Here is a 25788-nt window from a genome sequence, read left to right on the forward strand (position 1 = left end):
CCCGTCGCGCCACGCGGCAGGCTCGCCATCTTCAGCGACTCTTTTCCACGGCCATGCTCGCCTACTATCTGCATGATCTCAGCCCGCATCTGTTCCGCATCACGGACAAGATCGCCGTGCATTGGTATGGCCTGGCGTATGTGCTGGGGTTTTACCTGACCTATCGCGTGATGCTCTTCTTGGCCAAACGCGGGCTGTCGGAGATCAAGCCGGAGGCGGTGGCGGATTTCATCACGCTGGTGGCGCTGTTCGGCGTCGTGCTGGGCGGCCGGTTGGGCTACATGCTGCTGTACAACTTCGACGAGTTCATCCACGCGCCGTGGATTTTCTTCCTGCTGAATCAAGGCGGCATGGCCAGCCACGGCGGCATCGTCGGAGTGGCCTTGTTCTGCCTGTGGTATTCCCGCAAGCATAAGATTTCCTGGGCCGGCATCGGTGACACGCTTGTGTGCGGCGCGCCGCTGGGGTTGTTCCTCGGGCGCATCGCGAACTTCATCAATGGCGAGCTGTTTGGCCGGGTGACAAATGTGCCGTGGGCGATGAAATTCCCCACGGAGATGCTGCATGAGGATTTTTACCGCCAAGGCGGCCAGCCGGGGCTGATTCCCGAAGGAGTGCAGCACAGCCCGGACATCATAGCGTTTTTTGAGCAGTATCGCGGTGGCCGGGCCGAGCTGGAGACGGTTTTGCACCCACGGCATCCCTCGCAGCTTTATGAAGCGCTCGGCGAGGGCCTGTTCCTCACACTGATCCTGCTGGCAATCCGCCTCAAATGCCCCCGCCTGCCGCATGGCATCATCACCGGCCTGTTCTTCATCCTGTATGCCATCGCCCGCATCTCGCTGGAGTTCGTGCGGCAGCCGGACAGCGGCTCGGAGATGATCCTGGGGCTCACGAAGGGCCAGTTCTTCTCCACCTTCATGATCGTGGTGGGGGCGGCCTTCATCGCCCATGGCTGGTTCTTCGGGAAGCGTCCGGTAGAGCCTGCCCAGGCCTGATTTTTTCCTCGTTTTGCCACACAAAAGACGAACCCGGAGGCGTTAGGCTGGTCGAACACCTGCCCCCGCATGGAAGCCGCCTTTGACTGGAAACGAACCTTTGAGCAGATCGCCCCGCAGCTCGTGCTGTATGCGCGACAACTCGTCGATTCGAAGTCCGATGCCGAAGATGTCGTGCAAATGGCCTTCGTGCGCTGGTGGCGGCGCTTCCCGGAAGGCGACAACAACCACATCCCCCTGCTCTACGCCGCCGTCCGCACCATCGCCCTCGACCAACGTCGTTCCGATAACCGTCGCGTGAATCGGGAGGCGAAGTCCGACATCGCCGTCGCTGGTGAAAACGCGCCCAGCTTTGATCCCCAGCCCGGCCAGAAAGAAATCGCCGCCATCGTCCAACAAGCGCTCCAAGACCTGCCGCAGGAGCAGCGCGAAGTCGTGACGCTCAAGCTCTGGGGCGACCTCACCTTCAACGAAATCGCCGCGATGACCGGCGAATCCATCAACACCATCGCCGGCCGTTACCGCTACGCCTTGCAGGCCATGCAACGGAAGCTTGCCCCGCTCAAAGAAGACCTGCTCGGCGAATCCAGCACACCCGCCCTCAACATTTTGCCCTTCTCCACCCCCAAGGAGGCCCTGCCATGAACCACGACCTGAATGACCCCCAACTCGAAAGCCTGCTGCGTGGCCTTGCTCCAGCCGCAGCTTCCCCTGCCCTCACGCATCGAGTCGATGAAGAATTGAAGCTGGACATGAGCTGGCTCGGCACGAGCCGCAAGCCGCGCCCGCTGCCGCGCTGGCTCACCCCGGCCACTTGGGCATCCCTCGGTGCCGCCGCAGCCGTGGCGGTGATGAGCTATCTGCCACAACCCACGCCGAACTCCGCGCTGGCCACCACGCCCGCCGTGCTGCCGGTTTCCACCATTCGCGAATGGGAAGACGTGCAAAACGACGGCATTCATTACAGCGCCGAACGTCTCCCAGAACAGCACATGACCGTCATTTCACGCGAACGCCAGACCTGGATCGATCCCCGCGACGGTGCGCAGATGACCGTGGAATACCCGCGCCAGCAGAAGCTCGTGCTGCCGGTCTCCTTCCAATAGCATCCCCCAAAACCTGAACCCCAACCTGATCATGAAACTCAAACACAGCTTCCTCATCGCCTGCCTCAGCGCCGCACCGCTGCAAGCGCAGCAGGAGGAGAAAAACGAAGTGAAGAAGGCCGAGGCGGCCCCCGCCGAGGTGAAACCGCGCCCGCCACAGTCGACGCGCAACCCCAACGCACCAGCCGAGGAGTTGAAGCCCGTGGCCTACATCGGCGTGCTCACGCGTGAAGTGCCCGCCGAACTGCGCTCCCAATTCTCCCTGCCGGAGGGCTTCGGCCTCATGGTGGATGAAGTGATGCCGGAATCACCAGCCCAGGCGGCTGGATTGAAGACGCATGACATCCTGGTGAAGTTCGAAGATCAGCGGCTCGTGAACATGGAGCAGCTCATGGCCCTGGTGCGCTCCAAGAAGAAGGGCGAGGCCGCCAATCTCACCGTCATCACCGGCGGCAAGGAAACGCAGGTGCCGGTGACACTCGGCGAGCGCATGGTCGCTGTGAATGAGCGGCGGCCGATGTATGGATTCGGCGGCTGGCCGCAGATGGGCATGCCGTTTGGCGGCCGCGAGGTGGAGCAGATGCAGCGCGGCATGCGTGACATGGGCGGCGAACAGCTCGAGCAGATGGAACGCTTCCAAAACGAGATGCGCGAGTTCCAGGAGCGCCTGCAAAACTGGATGAAGGGAGACAAAAGCACGCCCATGCCCCAGGCACCGATGTTCAACATGCCGGATCACAATCCGCGCCGGGAAAACACACAGCGCCAGCCCGGCTCAAGCCCGCGTGATGGCAGCGTGAATCGCTTCAACTTCAGCGAATCCCACGAGGCGATGAACGTGACTCGTCGTGATGATGCTGGCGAATACTCCATGAAACGTGAGGATGGCAAAACCACCTTCACCGTCCGGCCCAACGGCGGCAAAGAGCAAAGCTGGCCCGTGAACACCGACGAAGAGCGCAAAGCCGTGCCAGAAGAGTTCCGCGACAAGCTGCGCATGATGGATGGCGCAGGCAGTGGCACCCGCATCGAAGCCCGCCCCGGTGGTGAAGGCCCGCCTCGCAATCCTGCACCACGTGAAGGCGGCAACAATTCGACCCAGCCTCGGCCCCAAGCTCGCGGCACCTCAGCATAGGCCTTTCGCGTCAGACTCACAAAAAACGGCGATGGCTCACAGAGCCGTCGCCGTTTTCGTTTTTTGAAACGGGATCTGATTACTTCGCCGCGAGCGCTGATTTGATCGCTTCCACGACTTCAGGAGCATCTGGCTTCACGCCGGGCTCGAAGCGCTTCAGGATCTTGCCATCCTTGCCCACGAGGAACTTGCCGAAGTTCCACTTCACATCGCCCGGGAACGGCGATTTCGGGCCGCTGAGCACCTGATAGAGCGGATGCTGCTCCGGGCCTTTGACGACGACTTTGTCGAACATCGGGAAGGTCACCTTGTACTTGGTGGAGCAGAATTCCTTGATCTCCGCATTCGTCCCCGGCTCCTGCTTGCCGAAGTCATTGCTGGGGAAACCGAGGACGGCGAGGCCGTCTTTTTTGAACTCTTGATTGAGCTGTTCGAGCTGCGTGTACTGCGGCGTCTTGCCGCATTTGGAGGCGACGTTGACGATGAGCATCACCTTGCCCTGATATTCCTTCAGAGAGGTGTCTTTGCCGTCGATGTCCTTCAACGGCACGTCGTAAACAGATTTGGGGGCGTCCGCGGCACTGAGCGCGACCGCGGCAAGGAGGGTGGTGGCGAGGGTAAGAAGTTTCATGGGATAGCTTCAACGGCCCGGAACCGCCCTCTCTTTGCAACAAATGCTCAGCGTCCCAGCACCAGCGTGCCTAGCGGCGGCAGATCGACAACCACGCTCCACGGCTGCCCCTGCCAGGAGGTGTGCTGCGCCTGGAAACCCGCGCCCGCGCTCACGCCGGAACCGGCATAAGCCGCCGAGTCGCTGTTGAACAGCTCGCGGTAGCCGCCGGCATCGGAGACGCCGAGGCGGTAGCTCTTGCGCGTGACCGGAGTCGCATTGACGACGACATACACCTTGTCACCATCCGGCGAGGAGCGCGCGAAGACGAAGATGCTGTTGTCCGCGTCGTTCGCATCGAGCCAATAGAAGCCGCCGGCCTCGTGGTCCTTCGTGTGCAGCGCCGGACGGGTGGTGTAGAGATGATTGATGTCACGGACGAGCTTTTGCAGGCCGCTGTGCTCTTCACCGAGGAAGAGATGCCAGTCGAGGCTCGCGTCATGCTTCCATTCGTTCCACTGGCCGAACTCGCAGCCCATGAACAACAGTTTTTTGCCGGGATGCATCCACATCCATGAGAGGAACATGCGCAGGTTCGCAAACTTCTGCCAGCGATCGCCTGGCATCTTGTTGATGAGACTGCCCTTGCCATGCACCACCTCGTCGTGACTGAGCACGAGGATGAAGCTCTCATCGTAGGCGTAGATCATCGAGAACGTGGCCTCGCCATGATGATACTTCCGGTGTACCGGCTCGTACTGCATGTAGCGCAGGCTGTCGTTCATCCAGCCCATGTTCCATTTGAAGCCGAACCCCAGTCCGCCGGTGCTCACCGGCTTCGACACGCCCGGCCAGGCGGTGCTTTCCTCCGCGATGATCGTGGTGCCGGGATGCTTCTTGTAGCACACGACGTTGAGCTCCCTCATGAAGGCGATTGCTTCGAGGTTCTCACGTCCGCCGAGATGGTTGGGCACCCACTCGCCTGCATTGCGCGAGTAGTCGAGGTAGAGCATGGACGCCACCGCGTCCACGCGCAGGCCGTCGATGTGGAACTGCTCCAGCCAGTAGAGCGCGTTCGAGATGAGAAAATTCTTCACCTCATGCCGGCCGTAATTGAAAATCAGCGTGCCCCAGTCCTGATGCTCGCCGAGACGCGGATCCTCGTGCTCATACAAGGCGGTGCCGTCGAACTTCGCGAGGCCGTGCGCATCCTTTGGGAAATGGCCCGGCACCCAGTCAAGGATCACTCCGAGTCCCGCCTGATGACAGCGGTCCACAAACTCACGGAACTCATCGGGATTTCCAAAGCGGCTCGTCGGCGCGAAGTAACCCGTCACCTGATAACCCCATGAGCCATCAAACGGATGCTCGGCGATGCCCATGATCTCGATGTGTGTGAAACCGAGTCCCTTCACATACGGAATCATGTCGTCCGCCAGCTCGCGATACGACATCCAGCGGTTCCCCTCCTCCGCTTTGCGTTTCCATGAGCCGAGATGCACCTCATACGCGCTCATCGGTGAATGATAGAGATCGCATTTCGCACGCGCCTGCATCCACTCGCCATCCGACCAGCGGTAGCGCTCCAGATTGAAGGTCATGCTGGCGGTTTGCGTGCTGTGCTGGCCGAACACCGCATATGGGTCGCTTTTCACACGCAGTTGCCCGTGCTTGTCCACGAGTTCAAATTTGTAGTGCGTCAGCTCGCCGAGTCCGGGGATGAAAATCTCCCAGATGCCTCCTTCCAGGCGGCAGCGCATCACATGCACACGACCGTCCCAGCGGTTCCAGTCACCCACGACGGACACACGCTGCGCGTTCGGCGCCCAGACCGCAAACTGGCAGCCCGCCACGCCATGCACCGTCTTCAAACGTGCGCCGAGCACCTCCCACAGGCGCTGATGCGTGCCTTCGCGGAAAAAGTACATGTCCTGGTCCCCCAGTAGGAGGCCGAACGAGTAGGGATCGCTGTTGCGCGTCGTGTCCCCTTCGTGCGAGGTCACTTCCAGTTCGTAGAGTCCCTTCGGTGTCACTGCTTCGAAGAAGCCGTCGGCATGCTGCTTCTCAGCCACCACGCGTTCGCCGCCCACAATGACCGCCACTTCGCGCGCGTAGGGTTGCACGGTGCGAACCACCTGTTTCCCACCACCCACATCATGCGCCCCCAGAAAGGCGAACACGTTTTGGTGGCGCGCTCCCAGCACGGCCTGAATCTCGGTTTTGTTCGAATGTTGGCTCATCGTGGGCATTCATGGAGCTTTTCTCCCGGAAAGCAACGGTTCCAGCATCTCCCGCACGATTCCCTCACAGGACAGCCGTCGCATCAGTTCCCGCCGCTGCTGCCGTTGCCTGACCCCGGCATGCTCACGAATCCTGGCCGCGATCAACCGCGGCTCTTCGTCCAGCGCAAAAAACTCCGCCCCCACCGCCACCTCGCGATGCGCCGGGATGTCCGAGCAAAACACCGGCACTCCGTGCAGGGCCGCCTCGATCAACGGCAGCCCGTAGCCCTCCGCCGTGCTCGGGAAAAACAGCGCGTCCGCCATCTGATACAGGCTCCGCACATCGTCATCGCTCAACGGGGCCGTTTCGCCGAGAAACCACACGCGGTCCCGCACGCCAAGCGTTTCGGCCAGTTCACCCAGTTCTTTAAAATAGACGCTCCCATCGTCCTGATGCGGATCGGGAGCCGCGGTGACGTTGTAAATCGCCTCGGGCAGTTCCGCGAGCACCCGCAGCCCCAATTCGATGTTCTTCCGCCGTACGAACCGTGTCGGTTGCAGCAGGATGAGCGCCTCATTCTCGAGTTTCAGGCCGCAAACCCGCTCCATGATTCCCAACACGTTCCCTGCGTCCACGCCATTTGGAATCACCGTGATGGGGTCTGTCGTCACTCGCGCATACTCCTGCCTGCGCACCTCCGAAACCGCCACATGCACGGCCTGCGGCACCTTCTCGCACCAGCGCACGTCATGGACCCAGTTGATCCAGCGGATGTGCGGTGTCGCGGCGGCTTGCTGAATGAGTTCCCCTGTCCAATCGAGGTCAAAGGGCATCGTGAAGACATTGTGGACGATCACCGCATCGTAAGCTCCGCCACGCCACTCGCTCCGCGTCAAAACCTCCACCTCATGCCCGAGCGCAGACAGCACCTTCGCCTGATCACCAATCACCCGCTCCACGCCGCCGATGACGGGCAGCTTGGAGTAGTGGAGGATCGCGATGCGCATAGCGAGAAAGTAGTCCAGTTGCTGTGCAACTGGAAGCCCCTTGTTGCACAGCAACAAGGCTACGTTAAACCACGATGTTCACCAGTTTCCCCGGCACGACGATGATCTTCTTCGGCGGCTTGCCTTCCATGAACTCCTGCACGCGGGCGCTGGCGAGGGCGATCTTCTCGATCTCCTCCTTCGTGGCCTGAATCGGCACACGGGCCTTGTCGCGGAGCTTGCCGTTGACCTGGAAGACGATTTCGACTTCATCTTCGATGAGAGCGGCGGGATCATAGACGGGCCAGGTGGCGTCGCTGAGCAGGCCGTTCACGGCGAGATTGGAGAACTTGCTGGCGATGCGGGCGTTCAACTCGTCCGCGAGATGCGGGGCAAAGGGGCTGAGCACTTTGAGGAAGGTGACGATGGCAGCGGCGGGCTTCACTTCCGCGCCGGTGAAGGCGTTGGTGCAGACCATCATCTGGCTGATGGCGGTGTTGAAGCTGAGCTTCTCGATGTCTTCGCCAGCCTTTTTGATCGTTTCGTGCAGCGCTTTGGTGAGTTGCTTGTTCGCGGGCACGTCTTGCAGTGCGGATGACACACTCCAGGTGCCTTCGTCATCGACTTCCATGACGAGACGCCACACGCGCGCGAGGAAGCGATACACGCCTTCGACGCCCTTCATGCTCCAGGGCTTCACCTGCTCCAGCGGGCCCATGAACATCTCATACAGGCGCAGCGCATCGGCGCCATACTCGGCCACGACATCGTCGGGATTCACCACGTTGCCGCGTGACTTCGACATCTTCTGGCCGTCCTCGCCCATGATCAGGCCTTGGTTCACCAGGCGCTGGAACGGCTCCGGCGTGCTGACGTAACCGAGATCGAAGAGCACCTTGTGCCAGAAACGAGCATAAAGCAGATGCAGCACCGCGTGCTCGGTGCCGCCGACATACAAATCGACGCCACCGGGTTTTGGAGTTTCAAAATCCGTATCGAAGTCCGCTAAAGGAGCTAAAGAGGCAGGGAGGCCATTAGATGTGGAAACCTTCCCATCCAAGCGCCCCGTCATCCAGTAACGCTCCGCTTCTTCTCCAACGAATCGTTGGTCGTTCGAGGCATCGCAGTAACGCAGGTAATACCAGCACGAACCAGCCCACTGCGGCATGGTGTTGAGTTCACGCGTCGCTGTGGCCGAGTAGCGCACCCAATCCGTGGCCTTCGACAGCGGCGGCTCCGGCGTGCCAGTCGGTTTGAAGTCTTCCAGCGTCGGCGGCAGCAGCGGCAGCTCGCTTTCAGGAATGCTGCGATGCTTGCCATCTTCCCACACCAGTGGGAACGGCTCGCCCCAATAGCGCTGACGACTGAAGAGCCAGTCACGCAGCTTGAAATTCACCGTGCCTTTGCCGAGGCCTTTTTCTTCGAGCCAGGCGGTGATGAGGTGCTTCGCGTCAATCGTTGCCAGGCCATTAAGAAAGCCGGAGTTCACCGCAAATCCTTCGCAGCTAAGACATGCGGCTGGCTCCATCTCACAGACAGCGCTGCCTTCTCCGCCCAAACGCGGTGCATCAGCTACCACCTCACGAATCGGCAGATGAAACTTGGTGGCGAACTCCCAATCACGTTCGTCATGCGCCGGCACAGCCATGATGGCTCCGGTGCCGTAGCCTTGGAGCACGTAGTCGGCGATCCAGATAGGAATTTTCTCCTCGTTGACCGGATTGATGGTGTAAGCGCCGGTAAAGACGCCGGATTTTTCTTTGGCTAGTTCCGTGCGCTCCAGATCGCTCTTGCGGGTGGTCTTCTCACGATACTCCTCGACAGCGGCGAGCTGTTCCTCGGTCACGATTTCATCGACGAGGCGATGTTCGGGCGCGAGCACCATGTAGGTGGCTCCAAACAGCGTGTCGGGCCGTGTGGTGAAGACGGTGATCGTTTCGTCGATGCCAGCGACCTTAAACTTCACCTCAGCACCCTCGCTGCGGCCAATCCAGTTGCGCTGGAGCATGCGGATGCCTTCCGGCCAGTCGAGACCGTCGAGTTCGTCGATCAAGCGCTGCGCGAAGGCGGTGATGCGCAGCATCCACTGGCGCATCGGGCGGCGCTCGACGGGGAAACCGCCGACTTCGCTCTTGCCGTCCACGACTTCCTCATTCGCGAGCACGGTGCCGAGTTCCGGGCACCAGTTTACCGGCGCGGACGAGACGTAGGCCAGACGGCGATGGTCGATCTCTTCACGGCTCAGTCCCTGTGCTTCGAGTTCGGCGATGGGACGGGCTTTGCCCTCGTCGTTCACATACGAGTTGTAGAGCTTCAGGAAGATCCACTGCGTCCATTTGAAGTAGCCGGGATCGGTCGTGTTCACCTCGCGATCCCAGTCGTAGGCGAAGCCGAGGCGCTTCAACTGGCCGCGAAAGCCTTCGATGTTCTTTTCCGTCGTCGCACGCGGGTGCTGACCGGTTTTGATGGCGTACTGCTCCGCAGGCAGGCCAAAGGCGTCCCAGCCCATCGGGTGCAGCACGTTGAAGCCGGACATCTTCTTGAAGCGGCCGATGATGTCCGTGGCGGTGTAGCCTTCAGGATGACCGACGTGCAAACCCGCGCCGCTGGGATACGGAAACATGTCGAGCACGAAGTACTTCGGCTTCGAGGCATCGAAGTCGGCATCACCGGGGTTGGGCGTGCGGAAGGCCTTCTTCGCCTCCCACACGTCCTGCCACTTCGGTTCAAACTCGGAGAATGGGAAGGCTTTGCGCTGCTCGCTGGACATAGGGGCGCGGAAGAAGGCGAGGGAGAGCCGCAGGTCAAGATGTGCTGCGCACGTCAAGCTGGCTGCGCCGTCAAGGAGTCAAGACGGCACCTGCTTGACCTCTTGACCATTCCTTGACCTTCTTACGCCTACTTGAACAGCTTCGATCCCGCCTTGAGATGCGCCTCGTGCTCCATCATGCGGAGTTCCACGCGTTCGCGGATGGTGCGTTCGCCGATGCCGTCGTGCTTGGTGGCGACGAGAGCCTTCAGCAAGTCGATGAGAGATTTCAAATCGTCCATCATCACGAACTCAGGCGCGATTTGGCGGGCGTCGTTGAGATTGTGGTAGTTGCCGAGCGGGAGGGAAATGCCGGCACTGCGGATGCCTGCGGCCTGAGTGGCGGTGGCTTCGCAGGCTCCGGCATCGAGCAGGCAGCGCTGCACGCGGATGCCCTGCTCTTTGGCGGTGGTCATCAACACGGCCACGGCTTCACTGTCGAAGATGGACACACGATCCCCAACACGCAGGATTGGTCCGCCGCCCATGATGGCTCCGTTGACGGGACGGCTTGTTTCGAGAGAAAGGAAGACGCTGTCTTTGCCAAACGGCCACTTCTGCGCGAGCTGCCAGGCTCCGAGCCAGCCGACCTCCTCCGCACGCGTGAAGGCCGCATGCACGGTGGTATGAATGTTCAGGCGGGCGAGTTCGAGGAACGTCATCACGATGGCGGAGCAGCCGATGATGTCGTCACAGGCCGTGGCCTCGATGCGGGCGTTGGTGATGTTGACCGGGAAGTTCCAGGTGGCGATCTGGCCTTTGACCTTGCGCAAACCGCGCTTCACACCAGCCTCCACCTCTGCTTTGCCCACACCGCCGAGGAAATCCCACTCATCGCGCTTCGTGCTGCCGGGCGGTCTGACAAACGCAGGATGGTCCATGTGCGCTCCGAGCACCCAGGTGGGCTTGCTCTTGGACTTGCCGTTCTTGTAGGTGGCCAGCAGGTTGCCGAACTTGTCACGGCGCAACTTCACATGCGGGCAGCCTTTGAGCAGCGCCTCGATCTCCGCACGCACATGGTATTCGTGAAACGGCGCGGTCGGCTGCTTGAGGAGTCGTTTGAGAATGTTGTTGAGGTTGGGCGATGCCATGCGCCATCGTAACGCTGTTTTCGCAAACACCAAATGCCTCGTGAAGAAGCTCCGATATTTCTTTGAGACCCTGTTGATCGAATCTGCCGCCTGGATCATGCCCCGGCTGCCACGCTGGCTGATCCTTGCCCTGTCACGCGGGATCGGCTCCATCGCCTATCTGGCGGACAAGCGCGGGCGCACGACCGCGCTCGAAAACCTGCGCTGCGCATTCGGAGATCGTTACACGTTGAAAGAGCGCCAGCACATCGCACGCGGCTCGTATCAGGTCTTCGCCCGCACGTTTTTCGATCTGTTCTGGTCGTCGAAGCTCACGGCGGAGACCTGGCAAAAACACTTCGACATCCGGCTGCATGATGAGCAGGCCGAGCAGCAGGCGCGTGAAAAAGGCGGGGTGTGGGTGACACCGCATTTCGGGAATTTTGAATTCTTGAGCCTGACCTGGGGGTATCGCGGCCTGCCCTACACGGTGGTGGCTCAGAACTTCAAGAACCCCGGCCTCACCCCTATCTTCAACCGCCTGCGCAGCCATTCAGGCCAGACGGTGATCGCGCAGGAGTCTGCCATCCTTAAACTAATGAAGCTGCTGAAACGCGGCGGTTTTGTCGGAATGCTGGTGGACTTGAACATTGAGCCGGGCAGAACCTCCGCAGCCATCCAATGCTTTGGCCTTTGGACCTCCGTGCCGACATTGCACGTGCAACTCACCCAGCGCCTGGGGCTTGCGATCATCCCAAGCATCTGTCTGCCGCTACCGGATGGCCGGTATGAGGTGTCCACACTGGCGGACATTCATCCAAAACCTGGTGACGACATCCAGGGGCTGACCCAGAGGGCTTGGGATCACTTTGAAACGGTGATCCGTGAACATCCTGAATGCTGGATGTGGATGTACAAGCATTGGCGCTACCGTCCGGTGGGCGTGCCGGGCGTCCCCCATCCCGATTATCCACTCTATTCCAACTATTCCCAAGCGCTCAAGGACATGATTCCTGAAGCCCTGTCCCCCAAGTGAACAGCAGATTGCTGAACTTGCCGCTCTCCAGATTCACATGGCACTTCATCAACGGAACGCCCGGCCGCTTGAGGACTCGTTGGAAAAAATCGTGAGGTGGGGCAAGTCATGCGTCATCGCAACGCAACCATGCAAATGAAGAAGCTCCGATATTTCCTTGAGACCCTGTTGACCGAATCTGCCGCCTGGCTGCTGCCCCGGCTGCCACGCAGCAGCATCCTGGGCCTGTCGCGCGGGATCGGTTCCATCGCCTATCTGGCGGACAAACGCGGGCGCACGACCGCGCTCGAAAACCTGCGCTGCGCATTCGGAGATCGCTACACGTTGAAAGAGCACCAGCGCATCGCACGCGGCTCGTATCAGGTTTTCGCACGCACGTTCCTTGATTTGTTCTGGTCGTCAAAGCTCACGGCGGAGACCTGGCAGAAATACTTCACGATCCATCTCGCCCAGCCTGAGTATGAAGCACAGGCCCGCGAGACCGGCGCGGTGTGGGTGACGCCGCATTTCGGCAACTTCGAGCTCGTGAGCATGGTCTGGGGCTTTCGCGGCTTCAAATTCACCATCGTGGCCCAGGATTTCAAGAACCCGACCATCACACGCGTCTTCAAGCGCCTGCGCGAGCATTCCGGCCATGATGTGATCCCGCAGGAGAATGCCATGCTCAAACTCATGAAGGCGCTCAAACGCCAAGGCCATGCGGGTTTGCTGACCGATCTGAACATTCCTCCGGGCAAGGCAGCAGCGGCCATTCAATGTTTCGGACTCTGGACCTGTGTGCCAACCCTGCATGTGGAGCTGGCGAAGCGACTTGGCCTTTCCATCATGACCGGTGTCTGCCGTCCGCTCGATGATGGCGGCTATGAGGTGAACATTTACGAAGCAATTCAGCCCAAACCAGAAGACGACACGCGTGAACTCACGCAGAATGTTTGGAATCACTTTGAAACGGTGATCCGTGAACATCCCGAATGCTGGATGTGGATGTACAAGCACTGGCGCTACCGTCCGGTGGGCGCGCCGGGCGTCCCCCACCCCGATTACCCGCGCTACTCCAATCTCTCCCCAGCGCTTGTGGAGATGATTCCGGCAGAGCTGCGGCCAGAGAAGACGACCGTGTGAAATTGATCCCGAACCTGCTGAAAGACTTGGCTGCACGCGCCAGTTTTTCCATTGCCCCACGAGTCCGGCACTCGTAAACCTTCCGTTCCAAAAATACTCCAGCCAATGTCCATCCCCCATCTTCCCGCTCTCCGCAAAGGCCGCCCTTATGAGTCGCTCGACAAAGCCCAGGTCAAAGATCACAAATCAGGTGAAGTCTGCGCTGAGATCAGCCAGGTGAATGCCGGCATCGTGCGCAAGGATCTCGCGAAGATCGGCGAGTCACGGGCGGCGCTGAAGAAGTTCACGGTGGAGCAGTTGATCGAGATCACGGCCAAAGCGGGCGAGCTGTTCCTCAATGGCACCCTGCCACTCGGCGACAAAGGTCACACGCAGTCGCCACAGGAGTACATCGCCACGCTTTCCCGCACCAGCGGCCTACCGCATGTGATGGTGAAGCGCAACATGGCCAAGCTGCACTTCGCGCTGACGAATATGAAGATGATCCTCAACGGCCTGACTCGCGGCCTGGATCTCAGCGTCATTGATCGTGGCTTCGGCACGCAGTCCGGCTGCCCGGTGTCCTATTTCCCCACCACGAAGTCCCTGGGCCTCGTGATGCCGAGCAATTCGCCTGCCGTGAACTCACTCTGGCTGCCCGCCATCGCCTTGAAGATCCCGGTGGTCATCAAGCCGGGCCGTGAGGAACCGTGGACGCCGTATCGCCTCATTCAGGCCTTCATCGCCGCCGGAGCACCACCAGAAGCCTTTGGCTTTTACCCCACCGACCACGAGGGCAGTGGTGAGGTCGTCAAACTCAGCGGTCGCAACCTCGTCTTTGGCGATGTGGCGATGGCGAAGATGTATGAAGGCAATCCTGCCGTGCAGGTGCATGGCCCGGGCTGGAGCAAGATCATCATCGGCGAGGATAAGATCGAAAACTGGAAGGATTACCTCGATGTCATGGTCGCCTCCATCAGCGACAACGGCGGCCGCTCCTGCATCAACGCTTCTGCGGTCATCGTGCCGAAATACGGCAAGGAAATCGCCACCGCTCTCGCCGAGCGCCTTGGTCCGGTGATGCCGACAACTTCCGAAGACGAAAACGCCCGCCTTGCCGGCTTTGCGAACGTGAAGATGGCCGACTACATCGACAGCGCCATCGACAACGACCTCAAAACGCCCGGTGCCGAGGACGTGACCGCGCAGTTCCGCAACGGTCCGCGCAAAACCGAGTTCCAAGGCGGCACCTTCCTGCGCCCGACGATCATCTGGTGCTCCGACAACAAGCATCCTCTCGCCAATCGCGAGTTCCTCTGCCCCTACGCCAGCGTGCTCGAAGTGCCGCAGGGCGAGGTCCTGGGCCGCATCGGCTACTCACTCATCGTCACCGCCATCACGCAGGACGAGAAATTCATCAATGACCTGCTCGAATGCGGCGACATCGACCGCCTCAACATCGGGCCGATCAGCACGATGAAGATCAGTTGGGACCAGCCGCACGAAGGCAACATGTTCGAGTTCCTCTACAAGCGTCGCTCGATTGACTGCGCGTGATGTAAATCGAAGCCGACGCGCATGTCCCTCGCACCCTTTGATCATCAGCCGCGCACGCGGCTCATCTACGGCACCGGAACGCTGGCGCGTGTCGGTGAACTGGCGCGTGAAGTCGGCGGAACCCGGGCGCTCGTCGTGAGTGATCCGGGAATCGTCAAGGCAGGCTATGTGGTGCGTGCGGTCAGCTTTCTGGTGGCCGCCGGACTTCAGACACGCGTGTTTGGGGAGGTGCGTGAGAATCCCAGCACCGAGGATGTGGATGCCTGCGTGGCCGTGGCGCGTGAGTTCAAAGCTGACATCATCATCGGCCTCGGCGGCGGCAGCAGCATGGACACGGCCAAGGGCTGCAACTTCATCCTCACCAACGGCGGTCGCATGCACGACTACTGGGGCACGGGCAAGGCGACGAAGCCCATGCTGCCGCTCATCGCCATCCCGACGACTGCCGGCACGGGCAGCGAATGCCAGAGCTACGCGCTTATCTCCGATGCCGAAACGCACGTCAAGATGGCCTGTGGCGACACCAAGGCCGCCGCGAAGGTCGCCATCCTCGATCCTGAACTGACGGTGTCGCAGCCGCAGCGCGTGACCGTCTGCACCGGCATTGATGCGCTGTCGCATGCGCTGGAAACAGCGGTGACGAACAAGCGCAATGCGTTTTCCTCACTCTACTCACGCGAAGGCTTCCGCCTCTGCCACAGCGGCTTCAGCCGGGTGCTGCGAGATCCGAAGGACATCGAAGCACGCGGCATGATGCTCCTCGGCGCGGCCTACGCGGGCACCGCCATTGAGAACAGCATGCTGGGAGCCGCGCATTCGTGCGCCAATCCGCTGACGGCGAAGTTTCACGTCGTCCATGGCGAAGCCGTGGGCGTGATGCTGCCCCATGTGATCCGTTTCAATTCCAAGCTGCCGGAAATCGCCGCCATCTACGAAAGCTACTTCGATGGCGATCTGGCCGACCGTGTGAGCGAACTGCTCTGGGAAGCCCGGATGCCCCGCCAGATCTCTGACTATGGCGTGAAAGAAGAACATCTCCTCGATCTCGCCGAAATGGCCGCCAAGCAGTGGACGGCGCAGTTCAACCCGCGTGCGTTGACGGTGGATGACTTTGTGGCGCTGTATCGCTCGGCGCTTTGAGATCACGGAACCGCCTGCACGGCGAGACGGATGAAGCGCTGCGCGGAACCGCTGAAGGAAACGGCATCGCGCACAACAAGCTGGGTGTCGCTGTCTTCAACGATAACGGTGTGCCCTGCGCCTGAGTTCCAGGTGATGAGATCGTTGGAGACCTGCACGGTGTAGGTGGCGTCACTGCGGCGCATGCGACGGAGAATGGTGAGCGTGAGGTAATCCTGGCCTGTACTCGAAGTCATGCTGCCCGCAGGCAGTTGCGAGGGTGTGGCGGTGACATTGGCGGCGAGACCGAGCGCGTATTTGACGAGATTCGGCAGGCTGTCAGGCGTGAGCACGGTGGTGTCGCTGCCGTAGGTCGTGCGCCAGTTGCTGAGGCTGGCGGGAATCTGGCCGGAGAGCGTCAGATTCCAGGTGATGGTGTCTTTGAGCAGATTCGTGGGATCAAGCCGCACAAAGGTGGTCGGATCGCTGAGCGTGGCGCTGACAGTGTGGGAACCGTTGCCGATGAAATCGGACAGCGTGTTGAAACCGGCCTCCGTCTGTCCAGCCTGCGTCACGCCGTCGATTTTCCACGTCACCGTCAGGGTGGGACCGCTCGTGGGCACTTTCGGCGTGACGGAGAAGCCCAGCGGCGAGGGCGTGATGACGGTACTGCTCGTTGAGACGGGTGTGTAGCCATCATACGTGCTCACGAGGTTGTAGAACTTCAACACAAACTGCTCGCGATTGATCTGGCCGCAGGGGCGGTTGAGGTTTTTCATCAGTGAGTTGTTGTGCGGGCGATACCAGCCACTGGTTCGATACATGGAGCCTTCAAACAGGCCGGCGAGGTCGTTGTTGGCGGTTATTTCCGCCGTGGGAATGGGCGTGGAGGCCTCAATCCAGTGATTCCAGCGAATCAACTCGCGTGTTGTCTGCGCGGTGTTGTTGGAACGTTCGGCGGGGGTGTAGATGAGATACTCGGTGTCATATTCGTCCGCCAGATTGGCGAAGGAATGTCCGATCTCGTGCTCCACCACGGCCGCACTGGAGCCATTGACCGAAGCGACGGAGATGCCGCCGCCTGCTCCGCCGTATTTGGTGTCGTTCACGATCACGACAGGCACATCATACTCGGGCACGTGGGTGTTGAGCAGATTGAAAGCCTTGGTGGAGCCACCGGAGCCGAGCGTGAGCAGTTGCGTGACGCTCGGAGTGTTGAACCCGGCGTTGAAGTAGGTGTCGCGCGTACCGTTGGCGCCGCTGGTGTTGCCATTGTCGCATCCGCTCTCGTTCGAGGCGATCTCAATACGATAGACATTGCAGTAGCTGCGATACTGCGCCCAGGGCTCCTTGGTGAAGAGAACGTTGACCGCGTTGGTCACATGCGTGGCAAAGTTTGGCATGTCCGCCGTGGTGTAGCCCTCGGAGAGGAAGACCAGATTGATGCGCTCGCTGCGCGGGCCGTTGTTCTGCACGGTGAAGAGCGTGGAGGTCTGCGCATGAAGCGAGACCGTCATGAGCAGAAGCAGGAGAAGCCGCTGCATCATGGCAGGGAGATGGCGGTGAGGAGGCTGCCCAGGGGCTCGGAGTTCCAATCCGCCCGCTCCATGCCGGAGAGGCGGTACACTTTGAGCCACTTCGCGTCCGGGTGCGGCGGCAGTCGTACTTGCAGCATCGACTCCTCGCCCGCCCCGGCGAATTGCGTGGCCTGTGGCTGGCCGTTGGCTCCCAGATTCTGCGGATCGAGCACCACACACGCTTCATCCGGCGCGTTCGCCGTTTCCTCCGCCAGCACCCGCATGTCCGCATCAAGCAAGCGCACACACCACATTCCCGGCATCCATGCCTGCGGGCCCCGGCGTCGATGAAAATCGCCCGCGATGCGCTGCGTGCCGTCGAGAGACACCACGCCGCCGCGCACCGCGAGCCGGTAAGCTTGCAGCTCGCGTTTTCCATCCGCCCGGACGACCTCGCGTTCAGGCTGCACGGGCGCGGCAGGCTCCACAGGGGCGCTGGCGGGTGTTTTCACCTCGGCCTGGCGCGGGGGCGCGTTCTCCACCTTTTCGGTGAAAGGGGCTGGTTGCGGCTTGGCGGAACTTTCCAGCCACAACCACGTCAAACATGCCACCAGCACCAAGAGGGCCAGCAGAAGGGTAGGAGGGCTGAAGTCGCGTCTGGTCATGATTTATTCGGAGAGTATCAAAAAGCCACGGGTCTGCCAAGAGGCTGCATTTGTCCGTGAACATCCCTGCCATCCGTGGTTAAGAGACCGCTGTGACTCCCAACGAACAACTTGATGCCCTGCTGGCCCGGCCTGAGCCGTTGCTGGCGCTGGCGCCGATGCAGGATGTCACGGACCTGGCCTTCTGGCGGCTGATGGCGCGGTATGGCGGGGCGGATGTGTATTACACGGAGTACTTTCGCGTGCATCCCGACTCGCATCTCGACAAGCCGATCCTTGCCTCCCTGATTCACAATCCCACGGGCAGGCCCGCCATCGCGCAGATGATCGGGAATGACATCCCCTCGCTCGTGCGCAGCGCCAAGGAGCTGCAGCATTACAACATCGCGGCAGTGGATCTGAATCTCGGCTGCCCGGCTCCCATCGTGTACAAGAAATGCGCCGGTGGCGGCCTGTTGCGCGATGTGCCGCGCATCGAAGGCATCCTGGGAGCGCTGCGTGAGGCGGTGTCGGTGAAGTTCACGGTGAAGACACGCCTCGGTTTCGATGACACCGAGACGATCGACGCGCTGGTGCCGCTGTTTGTGAAGCACGGCGTTGATTTGGTCACGATTCATGGCCGCACCGTCATGCAGATGTATCGCGAAGGCGTGCGCTATGACCTGATCGGCACCGCCACGACCAAACTCCCCTGCCCCGTGCTCGCCAATGGCAACATCGGCTCCCATCTCGATGCGGAGGCCGTCACGAAACAAACGGGCGTGCGCGGCCACATGCTCGGGCGCGGGGCCATCCGCAATCCCTGGTTGTTTGATCAGATTCGGCGGCACTTTCGCGGTGAGCCCGTCTTCCAGCCCAGCGCCGCCGACTTGCTGGCCTATGTAGACGAGTTGTATGAGACCGTGACCATGCCCAACACCCGCGAGCTCGATCAGGTGAACCGCCTCAAGAAGCACCTGAACTTTTTTGGCCCCGGCCTGAGCGATGCGGAAGGCTTTCTGAGCGAGATGCGCCGCTGCACGACACGTGCGGGTCTGATGGAGGTTTGTTCACGGTACTTTAAGGTCTGACGCCACGCTGTTTTGTCCCCGTTCCTCGCATTGGACATCTTCCCAAGCCTATGCTATCCGCACGACCCATGTTTTCCGCCCGAACCCTCCTTTCCGCCCTCGCCCTGGCTCCCGCGCTGCTTTGCGCTGCGGAGAAGGTTGATTTCAACAAGCAGATCAAGCCTTTGCTCGAAGGTGCCTGCACGCACTGCCACGGTGCCAAGGAAGATAAAGGTGACTTCCGCATGCACACGCTGGAGGACATCAAAAAGGGCAATGAGAACGGCCCGGGCCTGACACCGGGGGATTTGAAGAAAAGCTCGATCTACACGACGCTGCTGCTGGATCCTGAGGAAGACACAGCGATGCCGCCGAAGAAGGAAGGCTTGCTGGAGAAGTCACAAATCGAGGTGATCAAGGCGTGGATCGAACAAGGCGCCGACTGGCCTGCGGGCGTGGTGCTGGAACAGACGCCGCGCATCAAGTTCGAGAAGCACATCCAGCCGATCCTGGAGCAGAACTGTGTGTCCTGTCACAATCCAGAAAAGGCCAAGGGCGACTGGATCATCACCACCAAGAAGGAAGCTTTCAGCACAGGTGAGAATGCACCGAACATCGTGCCGTTCGATCTGAAGCAGAGCGCGATTTATCATCTGACGGCACTGGCGGCGGATGAGGATGATGTGATGCCGCCGAAGAAAAGCGGCGGCCCGTTGAGCAAGGAGGACATCAACTTTCTCAAGCTGTGGATTCAGCAAGGTGCGCCGTGGCCGGATGATCTGAAACTGACGGCGAAGGAGAAGAAAGGCCCAGGCACCAACAACCCCGACACGCTGGAGTTGGTGACGAAGATTCACGCTTTCATCGTGCAGACTTCCAAAGAGAAGACGGAGGGTGAAATGAAGCCCTACGACTCGAAGATTCCGAAAACAGGCGCTCCGTACAGCATGGTGACGATCAAGAGCGGTGAGTTCCTGATGGGCAGCCCCGATGGCGAAAAGAATCGTGGCGATGACGAAGGTCCGCAGGTGAAGAAGACCGTGAAGCCGTTCTGGATGGGCAAGTACGAGGTGACGTGGGATGAATACGAGCCGTTCCAGCTCACCAGCGAAGGACGCAACAAGGACGGCTCCCGCCAGGTGTGGAAACCGACCGACAAGCCGGAAGATCTGATCTCCCAGCCGACGCCGCCGTATCAGCCGATGGATTTCGGCATGGGCCGCGAGAAATTTCCCGCGATCTGCATGACGCAGCACGCGGCGAACAAGTACTGCCAGTGGCTGAGTGCTCAGACCGGGCATTACTATCGCCTGCCGACGGAAGCGGAGTGGGAATATGCCGCCCGCGCCGGCACGAAGACCGCGTATTTCTTCGGGAACGATGCCGCCCAGCTCAAAGAGTACGCGTGGTATTTCGACAATGCCCCGAACTTCCAGTACTCGAAGATCGGAGTGAAGAAGCCGAACCCTTGGGGCCTGTACGACATCTATGGCAACGTCTGCGAGTGGTGTCTCGATCAATACACGCCGACGACACCTGCGGCCTCCATCCTCGGCAACGCCTGGGTGCCCTCGAAGACCCCCTACCCTCACGTCGCTCGTGGCGGCACCTATGATGATGATCCTGAACTCTGCCGCAGTTCCGCCCGCAAGGCCTCCGATGCCCTTTGGAAACAGCAAGACCCGCAGCTTCCGAAGAGCATCTGGTATCTGACGGATGCAACGTGGCTCGGCTTCCGCATCGTGCGTCCGCTGGAAATTCCGACGGTGGAAGAAATGTTCGCCGCCTGGAACAACGGTGTGGCGAAGGAGTAATCCCGCACGCCTTCATTTGACCTTCAACGGGCCGCTGATTTTCAGCGGCCCGCTTTTTTGCTCGCCTTGACTGTAGAAGTGCGCTCAAGCTGCCGTTTGCTCCGACTTCTTTCCTCCCATGACCACTCCCTCCTCTCCCGCGCCCAAAGGCGCTGTCGCCGCCCTGATCGCCGCGTTCCTCGGCTGGCTCTTTGATGGTTTTGAGATGGGATTGTTCCCGCTGATCGGCAAACCGGCGCTGCAGGATCTGCTGCCCACTTCAACTGCGGCACAGCAGGGCCAGTGGTTCACCGTGATCATCGCCGTGTTCCTCGTCGGCGCGGCGACAGGCGGCGTGCTCTTTGGCTGGCTGGGCGACAAGCTCGGACGCGTGAAGGCGATGACTCTGGCCATCTTCACCTACGCCATCTTCACCGGGCTCTGCGCCTTCGTCACGGAGGCATGGCAGTTTGCCGGTCTGCGTTTCATTGCTTCGCTGGGCATGGGAGGCGAATGGGCGCTGGGTGTTGCGCTGGTGAATGAAATCTGGGCGGGCAAAAACCGCGCATGGATCGCCGGGATGATTGGTGCGGCGTCGAACATCGGCTTCCTGCTCACCGGCGTGCTCAGCTTGTATCTGAATGCCAGCCTGGAAACCGTGTCGCAGTGGATCAGCAGTGTGGGCATCAGCCAGGGCACGGCGGATTACCTGCTGCACAATCGTGGCTGGCGCTTCCTGGCGGTGAGTGGCGCGTTGCCGGCACTAATCAATTTCTTCATCCTGATCTTCGTGCCGGAGTCCCACAAGTGGGAGGCGGAGAAAAAATCTGGCAGCACTTCGCACTGGGCCACGGTGGACCTGCTGGGCGTGCTTGTAGCCGCCCTGGCGGCGTTGGGCATCATCGCGGTGTGGACGCCGCAGGTGTTTGACAAGGTGGGCAACGTCGTGGCGGTGCCAGTGACCGTCGTAGGCTTGGGAATTGCCCTGTGGGGTTATTTGCATCCCGTGCGTCGTTACATGACGCGCGCTCAGGCTGGTGGCAGCGTCCAGACAGCGGAGCGTGCCGTCATCATGCGCAATTTGTTGATCGGTGCCGGCCTGGCGGCGGTGGCGCTAATGGGCACCTGGGGTTCGGCCCAGCAGGCGGCGAAGTGGGCCTCCTTCCTCTCTCCCGACGGCACCAAATCCAGCATCATTGAGTACGTCGTGATCGCCACGGCATTGGGGGCCATCCTCGTCACGATCCTCGCGCCCTTGGTGGCGGACAAGCTGGGACGCAGGGTCACTTATTTCCTGCTCTGTGTTGTTGCCTTGGGTTCTGCCATCGTCTTCTTCCAAACCAACGGTTCTTATACCGGCAGCGGCATGCCCACCTGGCTGGTGACCAGCGCCTTCCTCCTGGGCGGCCTCACCGCTTCCTTCTACGGCTTCTTTCCTCTCTACTTCCCGGAGCTCTTTCCCACCAGTGTACGCGCCACTGGCCAGGGATTCTGTTTCAACTTCGGCCGCCTCATCGCTGCAATTGGCTCCCTACAGTTTGTAAACCTCATGAGTATGTTCGGCTCCGACAAGGTCGCGCAACTCGATGGCGACGCCCGCCGGATCATGCAACTCCAAGTCGAAGCCAATGCCTTCTCGGTGCTCTCCTGCGTCTATGTCATCGGCATGGTCTTGGTCTGGTTTGCGCCAGAAACCAAAGGACGCTCGCTTCAATAAAGGTGAACTGGTGAAGCGAGAGCAGAGGAGCCAAGAAACTTTCCTTGCCTTTCAGCCCTTCATGTATAATAATACAGCCATATTAACCTCTCACAAATAAGAAGTTATCGGCGTTACTGAGTAAAAATTTATGGATTCTATGATTTTATCTTGATCCTACCTTTGGAACTCGTTACATTACCTGTAATTCGAGATTTTCTCGGAACCCATAGCTCTAAGGAACCACCTCCATGATTAACGGAACCAAAAACCCAGCCAAAGACCACGCCAAACTGGCAGATTTCATCCTGTTCAGTCAGCGTGAGTTCTTGCTGAACCTCTCCCGCGAGCTGAATCGGGATAATATCTCCTTCGCTCAGTTCTTCCTGCTCAGCTATCTCTCCACATCGAAGGAGCTGACCATGACGGACATCGCCCGCAAGATGGGACACTCCACCGCTGCCGCCACCGGCCTCGTGGATCGTCTTGAAAAACTCGGCTACATGGAACGCACCCATGCCGTGGATGACCGCCGCAAGGTGCTCGTCCGTATCACCTCCCGAGGGATTGAGCTTGTCAGCCGCTTGCGCGACGAGCTGCAAAACCAGATCGCCGATGCCATGAGCGAAACAGCCTCTGAAGACGCCGCCAGTTTCATGACCTCGTATCGTTCGCTGGATACGGCTAATGCCCGCTAAGCCAAGTTCTTTGCCTCTTCTTTCTCCAAAGGCGCACGGTTTGTCCGTGCGCCTTTTGCTTTTTCATGGCAGAAGAACAACACCATGGATGACGCCTTGTGGATGACATTCCCCGCGCTCGAAGCCCTGCCCGGCTTCGCTCATCGCTTCACGTTACGTCATCCTCAAATCGACGTGAATGCCGAACGTGCAGTGGTGGTAGATCGACTTTGGGACTGGCACCGCACGCAGGCCGAGGAACTGGGCTTTCACAACGCTGCGCTCTGCATTGCCGAGCAAGTTCATGGACGAGAGGTCGCAGTGATCACCGCCCCCACGAATGAAATGACTGCCGGCACCGATGGATTGATCTCCAATGTGCCAGGCGTGGTCATCGGCATCTACGTGGCCGATTGCTGCGCCGTGTATCTCGCCGATCCACACAGCGGTGCCTTTGGCGTGGTGCATTCCGGCAAGAAAGGTTCCGAACTCGGCATCACCGCGCATGCGATTGAAAAAATGCGCGATCTCTTCGGCACGAAGCCCGCCGATCTGCATGTCCAACTCAGCCCCTGCATCCGGCCGCCCGCCTACGAAATCGATTTTGCCGCCCAGATCCGCCAGCAGGCGCTGGATGCTGGTGTTCCGCCCGGGCAGGTTCACGATACTGGCCTCTGCACTTCTTTGGATTTGCACCGCTTTTATTCCTATCGCATGGAAAAAGGCCGCACCGGGCGCATGCTGGCCCTGCTGGGACGGAAAGCTTGATTCACGATGACACTCCACTCTCCTGCCAAAATCAATCTCTGGCTGCGCATCCTCGGCAAACGCTCCGATGGCTTTCATGAGGTGCAGACCCGCCTCTGCCGGCTGGCGCTCGGGGACACGGTGGAAATCGAGCATCGTGGCGCTGGCACGCACGTCTCACTGACCTGCTCCGACCCCACCGTGCCTCTGGATGAGTCAAACCTCGCCCTTCGTGCCCTCCGTGCCTTTGAAAGCCGCACGGGGAAACAATCCTCCTGGCGCATCCATTTGGAAAAGAAAATCCCCGCAGGGGCCGGTCTTGGCGGTGGCAGCAGCAACGCAGCCACTGTCTTAAAAGGGGCCAATCAACTCGCTGGTTCGCCGCTTTCACAGACCCAGCTCATCGAACTGGGAGCGCAAATCGGTTCGGATGTGCCCTGCTTCCTCCTCGACAGCCCTGCTGCCGATGGCGCGGGACGTGGCGAGCAGGTGACCCCGGCCGATTTCCCCTGGCAACTGCCGCTCGTCCTGATCAAGCCCCCCTTCCCGATTCCCACGCCTTGGGCCTACAAACGCTGGGCCGGCTCCAAAGAAATTCCCGGCATCCTCTATGCACCGCAACTTTGCCCTTGGGGAGCAATGGTGAACGACCTTGAGCGCCCCGTTTTCGAAAAATTCCTGCTGCTGCCCACGCTGAAAACCTGGCTGCTTGAGCATGGCGAAGTTCGGGCCGCTTTGATGTCTGGCTCTGGCAGCACCCTGTTTGCCATCACCCAAACCTCGGTTCAGGCGGCGGAAATGGCAGAAAAGGCCCGTGAGTGGTGCGGAGAAACATCCTGGATTCAAACCACCATGACCGCAGGTTGAACTGCCGCCACGCTCGACGGTTAAAAATTTGGGGCCGGACGGCTCCCGATTCCGTCCGGCCCCTGGTTTGATCAACCTCAACTTAGGCCTGCGGTGAGGCAGGGTTTCAGTCAACAACCAATCACTCTCAAGACCCAGTCTATGGAGGGCTGATTTCCCCGCATGAACTGTTGATGGGATTAGTGAGGGGAGTTTCGGAAGTGTTGAAAAAACTTGGGAAAAAGTTTTTGCTCGATGTTAGGGGCCTTCTCCCGTTCTTCTTGCCCTGCTCCCTTTGCATGCCCGATCTACCCCCACTAACCGACTCAGAACGCTCCATTTACGAATGGCAGATGTGGGTGCCCGGCATGGGCGAGGAGGGCCAGCGGAAGCTCAGGGCCGCCTCGGTGCTCATTTCCCGCGTCGGCGGCCTGGGCGGACTGGTGGCGCTGGAACTGGCGGCGGCGGGTGTGGGAAAACTGGTGCTGGCCCACGGAGGGGATTTGCAGGCTTCAGATTTGAACCGGCAGTTGCTGCAAACGCATGATCACATCGGCAAGCCGCGCATGGAGTCGATCGCGCGGCGGCTGCGGGAGTTGAACCCGCGCTGCGAGATCGTCGGTGTGGCGGAAAATGTGAGCGAAACGAATGCAGCAGGCCTCGTGGCCCAGGCGGACATCGTCGTGGATGCGGCGCCGCTGTTTCAGGAGCGGCTGGCGCTGAATGCGGCGGCTGTGCGCGCTGGCAAGCCGATGGTGGAATGCGCCATGCACACCCTGGAGGCGAGCGTGACGACGTTTGTTCCAGGAAAGACCGGTTGTCTGTCGTGTTATGTTCCCGCAGTGCCGCCGACTTGGAAGCGGCAGTTTCCGGTATTTGGCGCGGTGTCTGGAACGGCAGCATGCATCGGAGCGATGGAGGTGATCAAGCTGATCACCGGCATCGGCGAAACGCTGGCGGGTGAATTGCTGTCGATGGATCTCGCAACGATGCAGTTCCGCAAGGTGCGGCTGCCGAAGCGGGCGGATTGCCCGGTGTGTGGCTGAAG

General features: G+C 60.3%; 22 protein-coding genes. 15 read left to right on the top strand and 7 right to left on the bottom strand.

What is annotated here, in order from left to right:
- The first annotated feature begins 53 nt into the window (after positions 1-53).
- The 4 genes from lgt to U1A53_RS15530 all read left to right on the top strand — a co-directional run bounded on the left by lgt (position 54) and on the right by U1A53_RS15530 (position 3239).
- Positions 54-998 (top strand): prolipoprotein diacylglyceryl transferase, encoded by a 945-nt coding sequence (lgt, locus tag U1A53_RS15515; protein ID WP_322282314.1) that lies wholly within the window; start codon positions 54-56, stop codon positions 996-998.
- Between the two features lie 69 nt (positions 999-1067).
- On the top strand, positions 1068-1643 hold the full coding sequence (locus tag U1A53_RS15520) for an RNA polymerase sigma factor (protein WP_322282315.1): 576 nt from the start codon (positions 1068-1070) through the stop codon (positions 1641-1643).
- A complete protein-coding gene (locus U1A53_RS15525; RefSeq protein ID WP_322282317.1) occupies positions 1640-2104 on the top strand; it encodes a hypothetical protein in 465 nt (154 codons plus the stop codon). The genes U1A53_RS15520 and U1A53_RS15525 overlap by 4 nt, the downstream gene beginning before the upstream one ends.
- 31 nt (positions 2105-2135) lie before the next feature.
- Positions 2136-3239: a PDZ domain-containing protein gene (locus tag U1A53_RS15530; RefSeq protein WP_322282319.1), complete on the top strand. Its 1104-nt coding sequence runs from the start codon at positions 2136-2138 to the stop codon at positions 3237-3239.
- Between the two features lie 79 nt (positions 3240-3318).
- Here U1A53_RS15530 and U1A53_RS15535 read toward each other — a convergent pair whose 3' ends face one another.
- From U1A53_RS15535 to U1A53_RS15555, 5 genes are all read right to left on the bottom strand, one after another.
- A complete protein-coding gene (locus U1A53_RS15535; RefSeq protein ID WP_322282321.1) occupies positions 3319-3870 on the bottom strand; it encodes a glutathione peroxidase in 552 nt (183 codons plus the stop codon).
- A 47-nt stretch (positions 3871-3917) separates the two neighbouring features.
- The gene (glgB, locus tag U1A53_RS15540) at positions 3918-6089 is read right to left on the bottom strand and encodes a 1,4-alpha-glucan branching protein GlgB (protein ID WP_322282322.1); all 2172 of its coding nucleotides are present in this window, start codon (positions 6087-6089) and stop codon (positions 3918-3920) included.
- A gap of 9 nt (positions 6090-6098) precedes the next feature.
- Positions 6099-7079 (bottom strand): glycosyltransferase family 4 protein, encoded by a 981-nt coding sequence (locus tag U1A53_RS15545; protein WP_322282323.1) that lies wholly within the window; start codon positions 7077-7079, stop codon positions 6099-6101.
- A 64-nt stretch (positions 7080-7143) separates the two neighbouring features.
- Positions 7144-9828, bottom strand: coding sequence for a class I tRNA ligase family protein (locus tag U1A53_RS15550; RefSeq protein ID WP_322282324.1), 2685 nt, complete (start codon positions 9826-9828; stop codon positions 7144-7146).
- 128 nt (positions 9829-9956) lie between these two features.
- On the bottom strand, positions 9957-10958 hold the full coding sequence (locus U1A53_RS15555) for a M28 family peptidase (protein WP_322282326.1): 1002 nt from the start codon (positions 10956-10958) through the stop codon (positions 9957-9959).
- A gap of 40 nt (positions 10959-10998) precedes the next feature.
- On the opposite strand from U1A53_RS15555, the gene U1A53_RS15560 reads away from it, so the two are divergent.
- The 4 genes from U1A53_RS15560 (at position 10999) to U1A53_RS15575 (ending at position 15771) form a co-directional block, all read left to right on the top strand.
- A complete protein-coding gene (locus tag U1A53_RS15560; protein WP_322282327.1) occupies positions 10999-11973 on the top strand; it encodes a lysophospholipid acyltransferase family protein in 975 nt (324 codons plus the stop codon).
- Between the two features lie 135 nt (positions 11974-12108).
- Positions 12109-13095, top strand: coding sequence for a lysophospholipid acyltransferase family protein (locus U1A53_RS15565; protein ID WP_322282328.1), 987 nt, complete (start codon positions 12109-12111; stop codon positions 13093-13095).
- Positions 13096-13200: 105 nt separating this feature from the next.
- Positions 13201-14631 carry an aldehyde dehydrogenase family protein gene (locus U1A53_RS15570; RefSeq protein ID WP_322282330.1) on the top strand — a complete coding sequence of 477 codons (1431 nt, stop codon included), beginning with the start codon at positions 13201-13203 and terminating at the stop codon, positions 14629-14631.
- Between the two features lie 21 nt (positions 14632-14652).
- A complete protein-coding gene (locus tag U1A53_RS15575) occupies positions 14653-15771 on the top strand; it encodes an iron-containing alcohol dehydrogenase (protein WP_322282332.1) in 1119 nt (372 codons plus the stop codon).
- A gap of 2 nt (positions 15772-15773) precedes the next feature.
- Here U1A53_RS15575 and U1A53_RS15580 read toward each other — a convergent pair whose 3' ends face one another.
- Together U1A53_RS15580 and U1A53_RS15585 are read right to left on the bottom strand one after the other, a co-directional pair.
- A complete protein-coding gene (locus U1A53_RS15580; RefSeq protein ID WP_322282334.1) occupies positions 15774-17297 on the bottom strand; it encodes a M64 family metallopeptidase in 1524 nt (507 codons plus the stop codon).
- On the bottom strand, positions 17294-17932 hold the full coding sequence (locus U1A53_RS15585) for a hypothetical protein (RefSeq protein ID WP_322282337.1): 639 nt from the start codon (positions 17930-17932) through the stop codon (positions 17294-17296). The genes U1A53_RS15580 and U1A53_RS15585 overlap by 4 nt, the downstream gene beginning before the upstream one ends.
- A gap of 92 nt (positions 17933-18024) precedes the next feature.
- Between U1A53_RS15585 and U1A53_RS15590 the strand changes: the two genes are divergently transcribed.
- From U1A53_RS15590 to U1A53_RS15620, 7 genes are all read left to right on the top strand, one after another.
- Entirely contained in the window at positions 18025-19002 is a 978-nt protein-coding gene (locus U1A53_RS15590) for a tRNA-dihydrouridine synthase family protein (protein ID WP_322282339.1), read from the top strand.
- 68 nt (positions 19003-19070) lie between these two features.
- A complete protein-coding gene (locus tag U1A53_RS15595; RefSeq protein ID WP_322282341.1) occupies positions 19071-20795 on the top strand; it encodes an SUMF1/EgtB/PvdO family nonheme iron enzyme in 1725 nt (574 codons plus the stop codon).
- A 118-nt stretch (positions 20796-20913) separates the two neighbouring features.
- Positions 20914-22491 carry an MFS transporter gene (locus U1A53_RS15600; protein ID WP_322282342.1) on the top strand — a complete coding sequence of 526 codons (1578 nt, stop codon included), beginning with the start codon at positions 20914-20916 and terminating at the stop codon, positions 22489-22491.
- A gap of 230 nt (positions 22492-22721) precedes the next feature.
- The gene (locus tag U1A53_RS15605) at positions 22722-23168 is read left to right on the top strand and encodes a MarR family transcriptional regulator (protein WP_322282344.1); all 447 of its coding nucleotides are present in this window, start codon (positions 22722-22724) and stop codon (positions 23166-23168) included.
- A gap of 84 nt (positions 23169-23252) precedes the next feature.
- Positions 23253-23915 carry a polyphenol oxidase family protein gene (locus U1A53_RS15610; protein WP_322282346.1) on the top strand — a complete coding sequence of 221 codons (663 nt, stop codon included), beginning with the start codon at positions 23253-23255 and terminating at the stop codon, positions 23913-23915.
- 6 nt (positions 23916-23921) lie between these two features.
- Positions 23922-24761: a 4-(cytidine 5'-diphospho)-2-C-methyl-D-erythritol kinase gene (gene ispE, locus U1A53_RS15615; RefSeq protein WP_322282347.1), complete on the top strand. Its 840-nt coding sequence runs from the start codon at positions 23922-23924 to the stop codon at positions 24759-24761.
- 278 nt (positions 24762-25039) lie between these two features.
- Positions 25040-25786: a HesA/MoeB/ThiF family protein gene (locus U1A53_RS15620; RefSeq protein WP_322282348.1), complete on the top strand. Its 747-nt coding sequence runs from the start codon at positions 25040-25042 to the stop codon at positions 25784-25786.
- Positions 25787-25788: the final 2 nt, after the last annotated feature.

The sequence above is a fragment of the Prosthecobacter sp. genome, assembly GCF_034366625.1.
Classification (GTDB): domain Bacteria; phylum Verrucomicrobiota; class Verrucomicrobiia; order Verrucomicrobiales; family Verrucomicrobiaceae; genus Prosthecobacter.

Coding starts and splice junctions, on each gene's coding strand:
- lgt (WP_322282314.1), top strand. CDS start 54: ATGCTCGCCTACTATCTGCATGATCTCAGCCCGCATCTGTTCCGCATC.
- U1A53_RS15520 (WP_322282315.1), top strand. CDS start 1,068: ATGGAAGCCGCCTTTGACTGGAAACGAACCTTTGAGCAGATCGCCCCG.
- U1A53_RS15525 (WP_322282317.1), top strand. CDS start 1,640: ATGAACCACGACCTGAATGACCCCCAACTCGAAAGCCTGCTGCGTGGC.
- U1A53_RS15530 (WP_322282319.1), top strand. CDS start 2,136: ATGAAACTCAAACACAGCTTCCTCATCGCCTGCCTCAGCGCCGCACCG.
- U1A53_RS15535 (WP_322282321.1), bottom strand. CDS start 3,870: ATGAAACTTCTTACCCTCGCCACCACCCTCCTTGCCGCGGTCGCGCTC.
- glgB (WP_322282322.1), bottom strand. CDS start 6,089: ATGAGCCAACATTCGAACAAAACCGAGATTCAGGCCGTGCTGGGAGCG.
- U1A53_RS15545 (WP_322282323.1), bottom strand. CDS start 7,079: ATGCGCATCGCGATCCTCCACTACTCCAAGCTGCCCGTCATCGGCGGC.
- U1A53_RS15550 (WP_322282324.1), bottom strand. CDS start 9,828: ATGTCCAGCGAGCAGCGCAAAGCCTTCCCATTCTCCGAGTTTGAACCG.
- U1A53_RS15555 (WP_322282326.1), bottom strand. CDS start 10,958: ATGGCATCGCCCAACCTCAACAACATTCTCAAACGACTCCTCAAGCAG.
- U1A53_RS15565 (WP_322282328.1), top strand. CDS start 12,109: ATGAAGAAGCTCCGATATTTCCTTGAGACCCTGTTGACCGAATCTGCC.
- U1A53_RS15570 (WP_322282330.1), top strand. CDS start 13,201: ATGTCCATCCCCCATCTTCCCGCTCTCCGCAAAGGCCGCCCTTATGAG.
- U1A53_RS15575 (WP_322282332.1), top strand. CDS start 14,653: ATGTCCCTCGCACCCTTTGATCATCAGCCGCGCACGCGGCTCATCTAC.
- U1A53_RS15580 (WP_322282334.1), bottom strand. CDS start 17,297: ATGATGCAGCGGCTTCTCCTGCTTCTGCTCATGACGGTCTCGCTTCAT.
- U1A53_RS15585 (WP_322282337.1), bottom strand. CDS start 17,932: ATGACCAGACGCGACTTCAGCCCTCCTACCCTTCTGCTGGCCCTCTTG.
- U1A53_RS15595 (WP_322282341.1), top strand. CDS start 19,071: ATGTTTTCCGCCCGAACCCTCCTTTCCGCCCTCGCCCTGGCTCCCGCG.
- U1A53_RS15600 (WP_322282342.1), top strand. CDS start 20,914: ATGACCACTCCCTCCTCTCCCGCGCCCAAAGGCGCTGTCGCCGCCCTG.
- U1A53_RS15605 (WP_322282344.1), top strand. CDS start 22,722: ATGATTAACGGAACCAAAAACCCAGCCAAAGACCACGCCAAACTGGCA.
- U1A53_RS15610 (WP_322282346.1), top strand. CDS start 23,253: ATGGATGACGCCTTGTGGATGACATTCCCCGCGCTCGAAGCCCTGCCC.
- ispE (WP_322282347.1), top strand. CDS start 23,922: ATGACACTCCACTCTCCTGCCAAAATCAATCTCTGGCTGCGCATCCTC.
- U1A53_RS15620 (WP_322282348.1), top strand. CDS start 25,040: ATGCCCGATCTACCCCCACTAACCGACTCAGAACGCTCCATTTACGAA.